The 14,262-nt window shown below is 71.3% G+C and carries 12 protein-coding genes and 1 pseudogene; 5 read left to right on the top strand and 8 right to left on the bottom strand.

Annotated elements, in window-relative coordinates:
* Positions 1-77: 77 nt before the first annotated feature.
* Positions 78-239 (top strand): annotated as a pseudogene (locus OG524_RS32530) (substrate-binding domain-containing protein); the annotation flags it as partial.
* Here OG524_RS32530 and OG524_RS32525 read toward each other — a convergent pair.
* Positions 202-1,128: an oxygenase MpaB family protein gene (locus OG524_RS32525; RefSeq protein ID WP_405812186.1), complete on the bottom strand. Its 927-nt coding sequence runs from the start codon at positions 1,126-1,128 to the stop codon at positions 202-204. The pseudogene OG524_RS32530 and the gene OG524_RS32525 sit on opposite strands and share 38 nt — an antisense overlap.
* Positions 1,129-1,578: 450 nt before the next feature.
* On the opposite strand from OG524_RS32525, the gene OG524_RS32520 reads away from it, so the two are divergent.
* Both OG524_RS32520 and OG524_RS32515 read left to right on the top strand, forming a co-directional pair.
* Positions 1,579-2,457 carry an oxygenase MpaB family protein gene (locus tag OG524_RS32520; RefSeq protein ID WP_405386897.1) on the top strand — a complete coding sequence of 293 codons (879 nt, stop codon included), beginning with the start codon at positions 1,579-1,581 and terminating at the stop codon, positions 2,455-2,457.
* Positions 2,454-3,893, top strand: a complete 1,440-nt coding sequence (locus tag OG524_RS32515) for an aldehyde dehydrogenase family protein (RefSeq protein ID WP_405812185.1) — start codon at positions 2,454-2,456, stop codon at positions 3,891-3,893. The genes OG524_RS32520 and OG524_RS32515 overlap by 4 nt, the downstream gene beginning before the upstream one ends.
* 6 nt (positions 3,894-3,899) lie before the next feature.
* Here OG524_RS32515 and OG524_RS32510 read toward each other — a convergent pair whose 3' ends face one another.
* Complete coding sequence (locus tag OG524_RS32510) at positions 3,900-4,532, bottom strand: TetR/AcrR family transcriptional regulator (protein ID WP_405386902.1); 633 nt, start codon at positions 4,530-4,532, stop codon at positions 3,900-3,902.
* Between the two features lie 101 nt (positions 4,533-4,633).
* Here OG524_RS32510 and OG524_RS32505 point away from each other — a divergent pair, with 101 nt between their 5' ends.
* A complete protein-coding gene (locus OG524_RS32505) occupies positions 4,634-5,797 on the top strand; it encodes an acyl-CoA dehydrogenase family protein (RefSeq protein ID WP_405386904.1) in 1,164 nt (387 codons plus the stop codon).
* Here OG524_RS32505 and OG524_RS32500 read toward each other — a convergent pair.
* The gene (locus OG524_RS32500; protein ID WP_405386906.1) at positions 5,772-6,299 is read right to left on the bottom strand and encodes a macro domain-containing protein; all 528 of its coding nucleotides are present in this window, start codon (positions 6,297-6,299) and stop codon (positions 5,772-5,774) included. The genes OG524_RS32505 and OG524_RS32500 overlap by 26 nt on opposite strands.
* A 203-nt stretch (positions 6,300-6,502) precedes the next feature.
* Here OG524_RS32500 and OG524_RS32495 point away from each other — a divergent pair, with 203 nt between their 5' ends.
* Positions 6,503-7,234, top strand: a complete 732-nt coding sequence (locus OG524_RS32495) for a MerR family transcriptional regulator (RefSeq protein WP_405386908.1) — start codon at positions 6,503-6,505, stop codon at positions 7,232-7,234.
* 25 nt (positions 7,235-7,259) lie between these two features.
* Here the strand turns inward: OG524_RS32495 and OG524_RS32490 are convergent, their stop codons facing one another.
* From OG524_RS32490 to OG524_RS32470, 5 genes are read right to left on the bottom strand one after another with little or no spacing between them, the layout of a single operon-like run.
* Positions 7,260-9,431, bottom strand: coding sequence for a 3-hydroxyacyl-CoA dehydrogenase NAD-binding domain-containing protein (locus tag OG524_RS32490; RefSeq protein ID WP_405386910.1), 2,172 nt, complete (start codon positions 9,429-9,431; stop codon positions 7,260-7,262).
* A gap of 39 nt (positions 9,432-9,470) precedes the next feature.
* Positions 9,471-10,685, bottom strand: coding sequence for an acetyl-CoA C-acetyltransferase (locus OG524_RS32485; RefSeq protein WP_405386911.1), 1,215 nt, complete (start codon positions 10,683-10,685; stop codon positions 9,471-9,473).
* A 49-nt stretch (positions 10,686-10,734) separates the two neighbouring features.
* Positions 10,735-11,877, bottom strand: coding sequence for an acyl-CoA dehydrogenase family protein (locus OG524_RS32480; RefSeq protein ID WP_405386912.1), 1,143 nt, complete (start codon positions 11,875-11,877; stop codon positions 10,735-10,737).
* Complete coding sequence (locus OG524_RS32475; RefSeq protein WP_405812184.1) at positions 11,878-12,912, bottom strand: LLM class F420-dependent oxidoreductase; 1,035 nt, start codon at positions 12,910-12,912, stop codon at positions 11,878-11,880. It abuts the gene before it with no gap.
* Positions 12,912-14,063: a CaiB/BaiF CoA transferase family protein gene (locus OG524_RS32470; RefSeq protein WP_405812183.1), complete on the bottom strand. Its 1,152-nt coding sequence runs from the start codon at positions 14,061-14,063 to the stop codon at positions 12,912-12,914. The genes OG524_RS32475 and OG524_RS32470 overlap by 1 nt, the downstream gene beginning before the upstream one ends.
* Positions 14,064-14,262: the final 199 nt, after the last annotated feature.

Here is a 14,262-nt window from a genome sequence, read left to right as displayed (position 1 = left end):
CGACGGAGCGGGCCTGTACGCGTGAGGAGCGGGCCTGAACGCGAAGGGGGAGGGCACCAGCGACCGGTGGAGCATCAGCGACCACGACCGACCCTCCCCTGACGACGGTCCGTCAGGACGTCGAGGGAATGGGGCGGTTGATGGTCCGGCTGCTGATGGGACGGCTGAACGGCGACACGGGCGAGTGGCCCGCGTCCGTGATCACCCCGACCGAACTGATCCGCCGCGCCTCGGCCTGAGACCCGGTTCGCACGCCCCCGCGGCCCCTCGGCCCTTCCGCTCCGCGTGCCAGGCGGCCCGGGCGGACCGGGCGAGCGGCAGATAGCGCAGCCGCTCGGGGAGCGCCGGCACCACCAGCCGGATCACCGCGCACAGCCACCGGAGCCTGCGCTCCTGGGCCGGGGCCCATGCGAGCCCGATCGCCGCACGGGCAGCCGGCGGCATCAGGCCCACGGTGATGAAGGCGCGGAACCGGGAGAGCGCGGGAAGCAGGAGCGGCCACACCGCCCTGACCAGCGGACGTACGGCCGACGGGCCCAGGTCCGGCGGGGGTACTGGGCTGTCGGCGGCGACCAGCTCCCGGACGACCACGGTCGCCTCCACCTCCTCGGCCAGCATCTTCCGGTAGTAGGGCCAGAACTCCTCGACGGTCTGCGGCATGTCCCGGTCGTGGATGCCGAGGATCCGCCCCACCTGGAGCCATTCGCGGTACAGCGCCCGCTCCTGCGCGTCGGTGAGGGGGCGGACCAGATAGCGCGCCGCGTGCTGGTACACCGGGAATCCGGTGGCGTGCACCCAGGCGTAGGTCGCGGGCGTGAGCGCGTGGTAGCGGCGCCCACGGGTGTCGGTGCCCTGGATGGTGCGGTGGAGCTTGCGGAGCCTGCGCCCCTCCTCGGCGGCGGCCTCGCCCCCGTACACCCAGAGCTGGAGCGAGCGCAGCGAGCGTTCGCCGCGGCCCCACGGGTCCGTGCGGAAGACCGAGTGCTCGTCGACGCCCGCGCCGACCGCCGGGTGGGCGACCTGGAGCGTGAGGGCCGCGGGCAGCATCAGCAGGCCTCGGACGTCGCCGGCGAGGCTCCACAGCACGCCGCCCGGCGGGGGCGGGGCGGGGTCTCCTGCGCTGGTCATGCGGGGGCTCCCAGGGGTCGGCGGGTGCTCGGACCGGTACCCGGGCCGTGTGTCTTCCAGTATGCGATCGCGGGCGCGCCGGTGAGGCGCAGGGGTGGCGGGACCGGGCCGCGCGCACCCCTTCCTGGAATCTGTGGCAGCAGTGTTGACGCACCCCGTGAAACAAGTCAATAGTATTTGTATCTTTGACTCTCAGGGCTGGGGGAACGGTCAAATGTTTGGCGTAGTACGTGAGTTGAGCCAGGAAGCCCGCACGCGCCGGAAGGGTGAGCGCCTACTGAGCCCGCTCCGGCTCCCGATCCCGGCCCCTCGGAGCCCGCGAGCACCGCGCCTTCCCGGTCCGGGACACCCGAACCGCCCCAGCCGAACCGCCCCGCACCTGAACCGCCCGTAGCCGAACCGGCTCCACCCGCATCTGAACCGGCTCCATCACCGAGGAGGTTGCCCGCCATGGGCCGTTACAGCCGACTGAGCGAGATCCGCCGGATGGATCCCGCCCGCGACTGCGCCGAGATACTCCGGCTGATGTCGCAGTACGAATTCCCCTGGGACTATCGGCAGGGCATCAGCGTCGCTTTCCTGCGCGACTACGGCGTCCCGCGGATCTCCGTACTGCTCGACCGCACCCAGGAGTTCGAGCGCAACGGTCAGAAGCGCTACGACGACACCGTCCTGTTCGGGTACGAGATGGCCGCCGACGGCTTCGATTCCGAGCGGGCGCACGCCGCCGCACGGCATCTCAACCGCATCCACGCCAAGTACCGCATCCCGAACGAGGACTACCTCTATGTGCTGGCCACGACCGTCGTCGGCCCCAAACGCTGGATCGACCGCTTCGGGTGGCGGCCCCTGTGCGCGCAGGAGGCCTCGGCGCTGGCGGAGGTGGGGCGGCGGATGGCCCTCATGATGGGCATCGAGGGCGCCCCCGTCACCTACGAGGGGTTCGAGGAACTGCTCGACTCCTACGAGGACCGGATGTTCGCGTACGACCCGGCGAACCGCCGGGTCGCCAACGCCACCTTCCGGGTCATGGCGGCCTGGTACCCGGCCCCGCTGCGCCCGCTGGTGGCCAGACTCTCGCTCGCGCTGCTGGACGAGCCGCTGCTGCGTGCGCTGGGCTTCCCTGCGCAGCCACCGTGGATGCGGGCGACGGCCACGCGGATGGTGCGTGCCCGGTCGCACGGCGTACGGCTGCTGCCCGCCAGGCCGCGCTGGCTTCCTTCCCGGCCCCGGCCGCGCAGCTACCCCTTCGGATACCGGCTCGACGACCTCGGTCCGCACTGGGCCCAGGGCCGTCCGCTGCAACCTCTGCCTATGGAGAAGTCATGACGACCGGGACGGACCGTGCCGTGCACGGCATCGAGGACATCCGCGCCGCGGTGGCAACGGCCAAGGACGCCGGCCGGAGCTGGGCCGCACTCGGGGCGCGGGAACGGCGCGCGGCCCTGCTCCGGTGGAAGCGCGCGATGGCCGGACGGGCCGACGAGTTCGCCGAGGTGATCGCGGCCGAGACCGGGAAGCCGCCGCACGACGCCCGCGCCGAGGTGCTGCTGGCGGTGGTCCATCTGGACTGGGCCGCACGCAACGCCCGCCGGGTGCTGGGCCGGCGCCGGGTGTCCTCCGGTCTGCTGTCGGTCCATCAGCGGGCGCTGCTGGTCTACCGGCCGCTCGGGGTGATCGGGGTGATCGGGCCGTGGAACTACCCGCTCTACACACCGATGGGTTCGATCGGCTACGCCATCGCCGCGGGCAACGCCGTGGTCTTCAAGCCGTCCGAACTCACCCCCGGGGTCGGGGTCCTGCTCGCCCGGAGCTTCGCAGAGGCCGTCCCGGACCACGCGGATCTGCTGCGGACGGTCACCGGCCCGGCTTCCACCGGTGCCGCCCTGGCCGGGGCGGACGGCCCGACCGGCGTGGACAAGATCGCCTTCACGGGCTCGCCCGGCACCGCCCGTAAGGTCGCGGCGGCCTGCGCGGCCACGCTCACACCGCTGCTCGCCGAGTGCGGGGGCAAGGACGCTGTGCTGGTGGCGGCGGACGCGGATCTGGACGCGGCGGCGGACGCGATCGTGTGGGGGGCGATGGGGAACGCCGGTCAGACCTGCGCCGGTGTGGAGCGGGTGTACGCGGTGGCGTCCGTGCACGAGGAGCTGTGTGCGCGCATCGTGCTCAGGGCGCGGGCGCTCGCTCCCGGCGACGCGTACGGGCCGCTCACCCTGCCCTCCCAGCTCGACGTGGTGCGCCGCCACGTGGAGCAGGCCCTGGCGGACGGCGGCCGGGCCGTGCTCGGCGGCCCCGACACCTCGCAGACCCGGACGGTGGGACCGGTGGTGCTGACCGGCGTACCCGAGGACTCGCCGGCCGTCACGGAGGAGACCTTCGGTCCGGTCGTCGTGGTGAATCCGGTACGTGACATGGACGAGGCCGTCGAGCGGGCCGACGCGTCGGCGTACTCGTTGGGCGCCGCGGTCTTCACCCGGTCCCGGGCGGCCGGGCTCGCGGTGGCCGAACGCCTCGGCTCCGGTGCGGTGTCGGTGAATTCGGTGCTCGGATTCGCCGCGATCCCCTCGCTCCCGTTCGGCGGGGCGGGCGAGTCGGGGTACGGGCGGATCCATGGCGAGGAGGGGCTGCGGGCCTTCGGGGCGCCGCACTCCGTCACCGTGCGGCGGTTCGCACCGGCGGTGGACCTGACGTCGTTCGCGACACCTCGGGCCAGGGCCGCCCGGGCGGTCGAGCTCGGCAGGAAGCTGCACGCCCGGTTCTGAACGCGTTCACCCGGTGCTGATCAGGGGCACCAGATAGCGGCGTGCGAAGGCACGCACCTGCTCGTCGTCGTCGAGTTCGAAACAGCTCACCGGATTGAGGAGGAAGGAGACGGTGATCCGCACCATGAGCTCGGCGACCGGTGTCGGATCCGTCTCCGGCCGGCCCTCCGCGCGCTGGGCGTGGCGCAGCCGGTCGGCCAGGTATTCCCGCATCGCGAGGAAGGCCGGGCCGCTCTCCAGGGTGAGGAAGGGGAGCATGATCTCCGGCTCCAGCTTCAGCAGTCCGCCCACCAAGGGGTGCTCACGGATGTGCTGGAGGACGGCGACGAAGCCGGCGACGAGCCGGTCCTCCATGGTGGGCAGGGCGGCCACGGCGCCGTCGACGTCCATGACGAAGCGGCGGTACTCGCGCAGGAGGCAGGCCGAGACCAGGCTGTCCTTGTTGCCGATCCTCCGGTACACCGTCACCCGCGAGACCTTGGCCCGCTTGGCCACGTCGTCGACGGTCGAGCGGCGCAGCCCGAAGGTCATGAACTGCTCGCGTGCCGCGTCGAGGATCTGCTCACTCAGCGCGTCCGAGGGCGGCGACTCGGCCAGCGCGCCGGCCAGCAGTGCCTCGTTGGTGCTCCGTGCCGGCATGAGCCCTCCCCGTTCCACCGTGACCACTCAACCATAACGACCACGGAACACAGATACCCAGTCCGTCACTTTGTAACTTTCTCCCTTTCAGGAGGCACGTCTTGTCCGTCACCCATGACCTCCCCCGCTCGCTCTCCGCCGAACAGCGGGCGTTCGTCGCGGCCCTGCGCGATTTCGCCCGGCGCGAGTGCGGTGCGCGCGAGCAGCGCGACGCGCTGGCCGCGGAGACGGGCGGCCCGCACGCACCGTCGCTCTACGCCCGGCTGGCGGAGCTCGGCTGGCTCGGGGTGTGCCTGCCCGAGGCGTACGGGGGTGCGGGCGGCGGGATGACCGATGCCTGTCTCTTCCTCCGGGAGACGGCGCGGGGGCTCGTACCGGCGGGCGGCTTCATCACGTCGGTGATCACGGCGAAGGCGTACGAGCGTTTCGGCAGCGAGGCCCAGTGCCGGGCGGCGGTCGGTGGTGCGGTGGCCGGCCAGGTGCTGTCCATCGCGATGTCGGAGCCGGAGGCCGGGTCCGACGTGGGCGCGCTGCGGTGCAGGGCCGGGCGCACACCGGACGGCGGCTGGCTGGTCAACGGCCACAAGACGTGGATCTCCAACGCGCATCTGGCCGAGCACATCCTGCTGGTGGCCAGGACGGACGCGAGCGGAGCGAAGCACGACGGGCTGACCATGTTCCATGTCCCGGCCGGGACGCCGGGTATCCGGATACGGCCGATCGAGACGATGGGCGGCCGTGAGGTCAACGACGTCTACTTCACGGATGTCCGGCTGCCGGCCGACGCCGTGGTCGGCACGGCGGACCGTGCCTGGACCCAGCTGATGGCGGGGCTCGACGCGGAACGCCTCTTCCTCGCGGCGAACATGCTGGGTCTGGCGGAGCGGATCCTGGAGGACACCGTCACCTATGTGCGGGGGCGCGAGCAGTTCGGCCGCCCGGTCGGTTCCTTCCAGGCGCTGCGGCACCGGCTGGCCGACCTGGCGACCGAGATCGAGTGCGCGCGGCTGCTGGTCTTCGACGTGGCGGCGGCCTGCGACGCCGAGCCGGAGCGGCTGTTCCCGCGTGAGGCGTCCATGGCGAAGCTCAAGGCAACCGAGACGGCGAAGCTCGCCGCGCTGGAGGGCATGCAGATGATGGGCGGCTACGGCTACGCGACCGAGTACGACATGGAGCGCCATCTCCGGGCCGCGGTCGTGTCGACGGTGTACGGCGGGACCAGCGAGATCCAGCGGGACATCATCGGCAGGAGCTACGGGCTGTAGCCCCTGCCACACCCCGTGCTCGCACCTGTCCGTGGTCGTACACCGTCACCGCGATGCCTCGGTCCACCAGCCGCCCGGCTATGAGGGGTTCGACCCTGGACCAGGTGCCGTCGGCCAGCCCGCAGCCGATGCGCGGCATATGGACCGACGCCTCCAGCTCGGCGGCCCGCACGGCGACCTTCTCCAGCCCCGCGTCGATCGCCTCGTAGCGCACCGGCACGCCCTTGCTGCCGGTGCGCGTCCCACGCTGCCCGACCGGATTGGCCACCCATACGCAGGGCCCGGCCCGGACGAACTGGACGGCGCCCAGGCCGAAGTCGTTGCCCGCGCACTCCCGGTGCCGGCGGCGGTACGCGGCCTCCGGCTCGGGCCAACGGCGGGAGAGGGCCAGGACGAAGCCCTTGCCCCAGCCGCCCAGATCGTTGCAGCAGTGCACGATCAGCTTGACGCCCTTGCCCTGCGGCGCGGTGGCGTCCCCCCGTACATAGGTGATCCCCGACATGCCCTCACCGTACGGGCCACCACTGACAGTCCACCGCAAGCGCTTCGGTTCCGGCCGGGCCGTTCATGGCCCGAACCGGGGGTGGGCTGTGCTTCGATGGTGCCGCACACTCACTTTCACAACACTGGTGAGACAGCAATACTGTTGCACTTGATCGATGCATGGGCACAGCAGGACCGAGCAGTCGGCGACAAGGAGCAGTCATGGCCACCGGGACCGAGGAACCGACGCTCACCGTCGACGAACTGGCTGCGCGCGCGGGAGTCACCGTGCGCACCGTCCGTTTCTACAGCACCAGGGGTCTGCTGCCGCCCCCGGTGATCGGGCCGCGCCGCGTCGGGCACTACGGTCCGGCCCATCTCTCGCGCCTCGCCCTGATCGAGGAACTCCAGCATCAGGGCATGACGCTCGCGGCGATCGAGCGGTATCTGGAGCAGCTGCCGCCGGACCTGAGCGCGCACGATCTGGCGATCCACCGGGCCCTGGTGGCGTCCTGGGCGCCGGACTCCGCCGAGGACATGACGCGGGCGGAGCTGGAGCGGCGTGCCGGCCGGGCCCTCACGGCCTCGGACGTGGACCGGCTCGCGGCGATGGGGGTGCTGGAGCGCCCCGGCGCCGACGACGACGTCTGCCGGGTCGATGCCGGGCTGCTGCGGCTCGGGGTGGAACTGCTGGACGTTCCGATCGCCCACGAGACGATCCTCGCGGCGCGCACGGTCCTGCTGGAGCACACACGTTCGGCCGCCCACGAGCTGACGCGGCTGTTCCGGGACGAGGTGTGGAGTCCGTACCGGGAACGGGAGTCGGACCCGGAACACGTGAAAGCGATGAAGTCGCTGTCCGCCCATATGCAGCCGATGGTGCTCCAGGCCCTGCTGACGGCCTTCCAGCGGTCCTTGAAGGAGGAGCTGCGGGCCGCGTTCACCAAGGAGTGAACGCGGCCCGCGGGGGCGTGCCGGGTCAGTCGTGGAAGGTCTCGCCCTTCTCCGCCTTCTCCAGGAGCAGCGCGGGCGGCAGGAAGCGGTCGCCGTAGCGCTCGGCGAGCTGCCGGGCACGCGCCACGAAGCCGGGCAGGCCGCCCTCGTACCCGTTGATGTACTGGAGTACGCCGCCGGTCCAGGCCGGGAAGCCGATGCCCATGATGGAGCCGATGTTGGCGTCGGCGACGGTCATGAGGACGTTCTCCTCCAGGCAGCGGACGCTGTCCAGGGCCTCGGAGAAGAGCATCCGCTCCTGCATGTCCTCGAAGGGCACGTCGGTGCCGGGCTTCGTGAAGTGCTCACGCAGCCCGGGCCACAGCGCACCCCGCTTGCCGTCCTCGCCGTACTCGTAGAAGCCCGCTCCCCCGCTGCGGCCGGGGCGCCCGAACCCGTCGACCATCCGGTCGATGACCTCGTCCGCGGGGTGCGTGGTCCAGGTGCCGCCGGCCTCCTCGACGGCCCGCCGGGTCTCGTTGCGGATCTTGCGGGGCAGGGTGAGCGTGAGCTCGTCCATCAGCGAGAGGACCTTGGCCGGGTATCCGGCCTGCGCCGCCGCCTGCTCGACCGACGCGGGCTCGACGCCCTCGCCGACCATCGCGACGCCCTCGTTGATGAAGTGGCCGATGACGCGCGAGGTGAAGAAGCCGCGGGAGTCGTTGACGACGATCGGGGTCTTCTTGATCCGGCGCACCAGGTCGAAGGCGCGGGCCAGTGCCTCGTCGCCGGTCTTCTCGCCCTTGATGATCTCGACGAGCGGCATCTTGTCGACGGGTGAGAAGAAGTGCAGCCCGATGAAGTCGACGGGGCGCGTGACCCCTTCGGCGAGGGTGGTGATGGGCAGCGTCGAGGTGTTGGAACAGAGCAGGGCGTCGGGGTCGACGACGTCCTGGATCTCCTGGAACACCTTGTGCTTGAGCGCGGTGTCCTCGAAGACCGCCTCGATCACGGCGTCGCAGCCCGCGAGGTCGGCCGGGTCGCCGGTCGGGGTGATACGGGCCAGCAGCTCGTCGCGCTGTGCCTCGGTCGTACGGCCGCGGGAGAGTGCCTTGGCGAGCAGCTTCTCGCTGTAGGCCTTGCCCTTGGCGGCGGCCTCGGTGGAGACGTCCTTGAGGACGACGTCGATGCCGGCGCGGGCGCAGGAGTACGCGATGCCCGCGCCCATCATCCCGGCGCCGAGGACGGCGACCTTGCGGACCTGACGCGGTTCGACGCCCTTGGGGCGGCTGGCACCGGAGTTGACGGCCTGGAGGTCGAAGAAGAACGCCTGGATCATGTTCTTCGAGACCTGGCCGGTGACCAGCTCGGTGAAGTAGCGCGCCTCGATGGTCAGCGCGGTCTCGAAGTCGACCTGCGAGCCCTCGACGGCGGCGGCCAGGATGTTGCGGGGCGCGGGCATGGGGGCGCCCGCGAGCTGCTTCTTCAGGTTGGCCGGGAAGGCGGGCAGGTTGGCGGCGAACTTCGGGTTGGACGGGGTGCCGCCGGGGATCCGGTAGCCCTTGACGTCCCAGGGCTGCTGCGACTCCGGGTGGGCGTCGATGAAGGCGCGGGCCTTGTCGAGCATCTCCTCGGGGGTGGCGGCGACCTCGTGGACCAGGCCGTTCTCCAGGGCACGCCGCGGGGTGTACTGGGTGCCCTGGAGGAGGACCTTGAGCAGCGCGTCGGCGATGCCCATCAGCCGTACGGTACGGGTGACGCCGCCGCCCGCGGGCAGCAGGCCGAGGGTGACCTCGGGCAGGCCGATCCGGGAGCCGGGGGCGTCCAGGGCGATGCGGTGGTGGGCGGAGAGGGCGATCTCGTAACCGCCGCCGAGCGCGGCACCGTTGATCGCGGCGACGACCGGCTTGCCGAGGGTCTCGATGCGGCGCAGCGACCGCTTGATCGCGGTGCCGGCGTCGAACGCGGCCTGCGCGTTCCCGGGGCCGATCCTGATCATGTCCTTGAGGTCGCCGCCCGCGAAGAAGGTCTTCTTCGCGGAGGCGTAGATGATGCCCCGGATGGAGTCCTTCTCGGCCTCGGCCCGGTCGGCGACGGCCTCGATGGAGTCCCGGAAGGCCTGGTTCATCGTGTTGGCGGACTGGTTGGGGTCGTCGAGTACGAGGGTGACGACGCCGGTCTCGTCCTGTTCCCAGCGGATGGTCGTGCTCTCGGTCATGGTTGTTCTTCTCCGTAAGCAGTGGTGGCCGGGGACGGGTCAGAGACGCTCGACGACGGTGGCGACGCCCATGCCGCCGCCGACGCAGAGGGTGACGAGGCCGTAGCGCTTGTCGCGGCGCTCCAGTTCGTCGACGAGCGTGCCGAGGATCATCGCGCCGGTGGCGCCGAGCGGGTGGCCCAGCGCGATGGCACCGCCGTTGACGTTGACCTTGTCGAGGGAGAGCCCCATGTCCTTGACGAAGCGCAGGACGACGCCGGCGAAGGCCTCGTTGATCTCGACGAGGTCGATGTCGTCGATGGTGAGCCCGGCCTTGGCCAGCGCCTTGCGGGTGGCCGGTGCGGGGCCGGTCAGCATGATGGTGGGCTCGGAGCCGGAGACGGCCGCGGAGACGATCCGGGCGCGCGGGGTGAGGCCGTAGCGCTCGCCGACCTCCTTCGAGCCGATGGCGACGAGGGCGGCGCCGTCCACGATGCCGGAGGAGTTGCCCGCGTGGTGGACGTGATCGATCTTCTCGACCCAGTGGTACTTCTGCAGGGCGACGGCGTCGAAGCCGCCCATCTCGCCGACCGCCGCGAAGGACGGCTTGAGGGAGGCGAGGGAGTCCGCGGTGGTGCCGGGCCGCATGTGCTCGTCGTGGTCGAGGACGAGCAGGCCGTTGCGGTCCCTGACGGGCACGACGGAGCGGGCGAAGCGCTCGTCCTTCCAGGCCGCGGCGGCGCGCTCCTGGGACAGGGCGGCGTACTCGTCGACGTCGCGGCGGGAGAAGCCCTCGATGGTGGCGATGAGGTCGGCGCCGATGCCCTGCGGGGCGAAGCCGGTCTCGAAGCTGGTCATCGGGTCCATGGCCCAGGCTCCGCCGTCGGAGCCCATCGGCACCCGGGACATCGACTCGACACCACCGGCCAGGACGAGGTCCTCCCAGCCCGAACGGACCTTCGCGGCGGCGAGGTTGACCGCTTCCAGGCCCGAGGCACAGAAGCGGTTCTCCTGCACGCCGGCGACGGAGTCCGGGAGTCCGGCCGCGATCGCGGCGATCCGGGCGATGTCGGAGCCCTGGTCGCCGAGCGGGCTGACGACGCCGAGGACGATGTCGTCGATGGCGGCCGGGTCGAGGTCCGGGAAGCGGGCCTGGATCTCGTGGATGAGGCCGACGACGAGGTCGATCGGCTTGGTTCCGTGCAGGGCGCCATTGGCCTTGCCGCGACCGCGCGGGGTGCGGATCGCGTCGTAGACGAACGCTTCGGTACTCAAGACAGCAGCCTTTCGAGGGTGGTTGCGCAACAGGGGTGGCGGGGCCGGGTCAGCCGAGCAGCGAGCGGCCGATGATCTCCTTCATGATCTCGGTCGTGCCGCCGTAGATGGTCTGGATGCGGCCGTCGGTGAATGCCTTCGCGACCCGGTACTCGGCCATGTAGCCGTATCCGCCGTGCAGTTGGAGGCAGCGGTCGGCGACGCGTTTCTGCAGTTCGGTGGCCCACCACTTGGCCATCGAGGCGTGTACGGCGTCGAGCGTCCCGTCCGAGTGGTCGACGATGCACCGGTCGAGGAAGGCCCGGGTGACGGCGCATTCGGTGGCCATCTCGGCGATCTCGAACCTGATGTGCTGGAGCTTGGAGAGCGGGCGCCCGAACGCTTCGCGCTCCTTGACGTACGTGGTGGTGATCTCCAGGAGGTATTCGGCGGCGGCGATTCCGGCGACCGCTATGCCCATCCGTTCCTGGGCCAGGTTGGTCATGAGGTGGATGAAGGCGCCGTCGGGCTCGCCGAGGAGGTTGTCCTTGGGGACGCGCACGTCGTTGAAGAACAGCTCTGCGGTGTCCTGGGACTTCTGGCCGATCTTGTCGAGGTTGCGGCCGCGCTCGAAGCCCTCGGCGCCGCGTTCGACGACGAGCAGCGAGAGGCCCTTCGCGCCGCCCTGCGGTGAGGTCCTGGCGACGACGATCACCAGGTCGGCGAGGATGCCGTTGGAGATGAAGGTCTTGGAGCCGTTGAGCAGCCAGTGGTCGCCCTTGTCCTCGGCGGCCGTGCGGATGCCCTGGAGGTCGGAGCCCGCGCCGGGTTCGGTCATGGCGATGGCGGTGATGGTCTCGCCGCTGCAGAAGCCTGGCAGCCAGCGCCGCTTCTGCTCCTCGGTGCCGAGTCCGGTGAGGTAGGGGCCGATGATGTCGTTGTGGAGGCCGATTGCGAGCCCGGCGACCCCGGCCCGGGTGAACTCCTCGGCGAGGACTGCGCTGTAGCGGAAGTCGGCGTTGCCACCGCCGCCGTACTCCTCGGGTACGGCGAGGCCGAGCAGCCCCTGCCGGCCGGCCGCGAGCCAGGCCTCGCGCGAGACGATGCCGTCCTTCTCCCACTGCTCGTAGTGCGGGAGGACCTCCTTCGAAAGGAAGGTGCGGACGGTCTCACGGAACGCTTCGTGTTCTTCGGAGAAGATCTGCCGCTGCACTCAGGCCCCCTGGAGCATGGTTTTGACGGTGGAGATCAGGCGGGCCGGCTCGGGGCCGACGGGCGTGACGTTGAGCATGGTGACGCCTGCCTCGCGGAAGGCGTCGATGCGGTCGCGTACGTACCCCTCGGGTCCGCAGAGCGACATGAGTTCGCAGAATTCGTCCGGGACTGCGGCCTCGGCCTCCTTCTTCCTCCCCGAGAGGTAGAGCTCCTGGATCGTGGCTGCTTCCTTCTCGTACCCGTAGGCGACGGCGAGGTCGTTGTAGAAGTTCTTGCCGGGCGCGCCCATGCCGCCGACGTACAGCGCGATCTGCGGGCGGGCGAGGTCCCTGAGGGCCGCGGCGTCGTCGCCGATGGCGAGCGGGCCGCCCGCGACGGTCTGCAGCGGGCCGAGCGCCGGGTCGCGCTTCGCCGCGCCTTCGGCCAGGGCCGCGCCCCAGACCTGCTGGGCCTTCTCCGGGATGTAGAGGGTGGGCAGCCAGCCGTCGGCGATCTCGGCGGTCAGCGCCACGTTGGCGGGGCCGAGCGAGGCGATGTACAGGGGGATGGTGTCGCGCACCGGCCGGGTGAGGATCTTCAGCGGCTTGCCGAGCCGGCCGCCCTTCTCCTTCGGCAGCGGCATGTCGGTGATGCCGTGGTGGTCGATGACCTCGCGGCGCCAGATCCGCCGGCAGAGCTCGACGGTCTCGCGGGTCCGGCCGAGCGGTTTGTCGTACGGCTTGCCGTGCCAGCCCTCCACGACCTGCGGGCCGGAGGCGCCGAGGCCGAGCAGGGCCCGGCCGCCGGAGATCGCGTCGAGCCCCGCACCGGTCTGGGCGATGAGGGCGGGGGTGCGGGAGTACACGTTGAGGATCGCCGCGCCGATCTTCATGCGTTCGGTGCGTGCGGCCAGGTAGCCCATGAGGGTGGGCGAGTCGAAGCCGTAGGCCTCGGCGACCCAGACGGCGTCGAGTCCGGCGGACTCCAGCGCGGCGACCTGGTCGCAGGCGGCGCGCGGGTCGCCCGCGTAGTTCAGCGGCAGGGAGAGTTCCATCAGCCGGTGGTTTCCTTCCCGGTGGTCGACAGGCCCGGTACGTCCCAGTCCGCCGCGACGTCCTGCGTGTCCGCCCCGGGCAGGGCAGGCCCGCCGCGCACGGAGACGGGCGTCACGGAGAAGCGGGGTGCGGGTGCGGGCTGGGTGAGGCCGCCGTGCTCCACGAAGGTGGAGCGGGCGGCGAGGTGCGGGTGGTGGGGTGCCTCACGGAGCGAGAGGACGGGGGCCACGCAGGCGTCCGTCCCCTCGAAGACCTCGGTCCACTCGGCGCGCGTACGGGTCCGGAAGCGGCCGGCGACGACGGTGCGCAGCTCCTCCCAGCGGCTGAGGTCGTTGCGGTCGGGGACCTCGTCCGCGATGCCGAGCAGCGTCACGAACTGCTCGTAGAACCGCTGTTCGAGCGGGCCGACCGCCATGTGCAGGCCGTCGGACGTCTCGTAGGTGCCGTAGAAGGGGCAGCCGCCGTCGAGGAGGTTCGAGCCGCGCCGGTCCTGCCAGCTGCCCGCCGCCAGCATCCCGTGGATCATCGTGGCGAGATGGGCGGCACCGTCGACGATGGCCGCGTCCACGACCTGTCCGGTGCCGCCGGGCGTACGGGCGTGCTGGAGCGCGGCGAGCACGCCGACGACGAGGTAGAGCGAGCCGCCCGCGTAGTCGCCGACCAGGTTGGCGGGGACCGTGGGCGGCTCGCCGGGCCTGCCGATCATGGAGAGGGTGCCGGTGAGGGCGATGTAGGCGATGTCGTGTCCGGCCCGCTCGGCCAGCGGACCGTCCTGGCCCCAGCCGGTCATCCGCCCGTAGACGAGCCGCGGGTTGCGCTTCAGGCAGGCGTCCGGCCCCACGCCGAGGCGTTCGGCGACACCCGGCCGGTAGCCCTCGATCAGCACGTCGGCGCGCTCGACGAGGTCCAGCACCGTGTCCGCCCCGCCGTCGGCCTTGAGGTCGACGAGGACCGAGCGCTTGTTGCGGTTGGTGAGGTCGTACGCGGGGTCGATGCCGAGCCCCGCCCCGCCGGGCCGGTCCACGCGCACCACGTCGGCGCCGAGGTCGGCCAGGAGCATCGCGGCGAACGGCCCGGGGCCGATGCCCGCCAGTTCGACGACGCGCACCCCGGCCAACGGGCCCTGCGAGCCGAGTCCTGTCGTTGCCATCAAGCCCCCAGAGGTATGACACAACTGCTGTAACATCAATGATGCTAAGAACTGACCGCGCTCCGCACAACCCTTTTGGCCGAGCAAGCGCTTAGTCCTTCTCCCGCGATCCTCTCGCAACTGAGCCCGCCCGGCCGCACGACGCCACGAACCCCTCCGCTAGCCTCTGCCTGCCACATCGGCGCCGGCCCCTGCGGAG

This window comes from Streptomyces sp. NBC_01520, from assembly GCF_045040375.1.
GTDB lineage: Bacteria > Actinomycetota > Actinomycetes > Streptomycetales > Streptomycetaceae > Streptomyces.
Note: the sequence above shows the minus strand (reverse complement) of the source record. Positions and strands in the feature narration are given on the sequence as shown.

Excerpts from the sequence above, each read along its gene's own strand:
- OG524_RS32525 (WP_405812186.1), bottom strand. The coding sequence starts at position 1,128 with ATGACCAGCGCAGGAGACCCCGCCCCGCCCCCGCCGGGCGGCGTGCTG.
- OG524_RS32520 (WP_405386897.1), top strand. The coding sequence starts at position 1,579 with ATGGGCCGTTACAGCCGACTGAGCGAGATCCGCCGGATGGATCCCGCC.
- OG524_RS32515 (WP_405812185.1), top strand. The coding sequence starts at position 2,454 with ATGACGACCGGGACGGACCGTGCCGTGCACGGCATCGAGGACATCCGC.
- OG524_RS32510 (WP_405386902.1), bottom strand. The coding sequence starts at position 4,532 with ATGCCGGCACGGAGCACCAACGAGGCACTGCTGGCCGGCGCGCTGGCC.
- OG524_RS32500 (WP_405386906.1), bottom strand. The coding sequence starts at position 6,299 with ATGTCGGGGATCACCTATGTACGGGGGGACGCCACCGCGCCGCAGGGC.
- OG524_RS32495 (WP_405386908.1), top strand. The coding sequence starts at position 6,503 with ATGGCCACCGGGACCGAGGAACCGACGCTCACCGTCGACGAACTGGCT.
- OG524_RS32490 (WP_405386910.1), bottom strand. The coding sequence starts at position 9,431 with ATGACCGAGAGCACGACCATCCGCTGGGAACAGGACGAGACCGGCGTC.
- OG524_RS32475 (WP_405812184.1), bottom strand. The coding sequence starts at position 12,912 with ATGGAACTCTCCCTGCCGCTGAACTACGCGGGCGACCCGCGCGCCGCC.
- OG524_RS32470 (WP_405812183.1), bottom strand. The coding sequence starts at position 14,063 with ATGGCAACGACAGGACTCGGCTCGCAGGGCCCGTTGGCCGGGGTGCGC.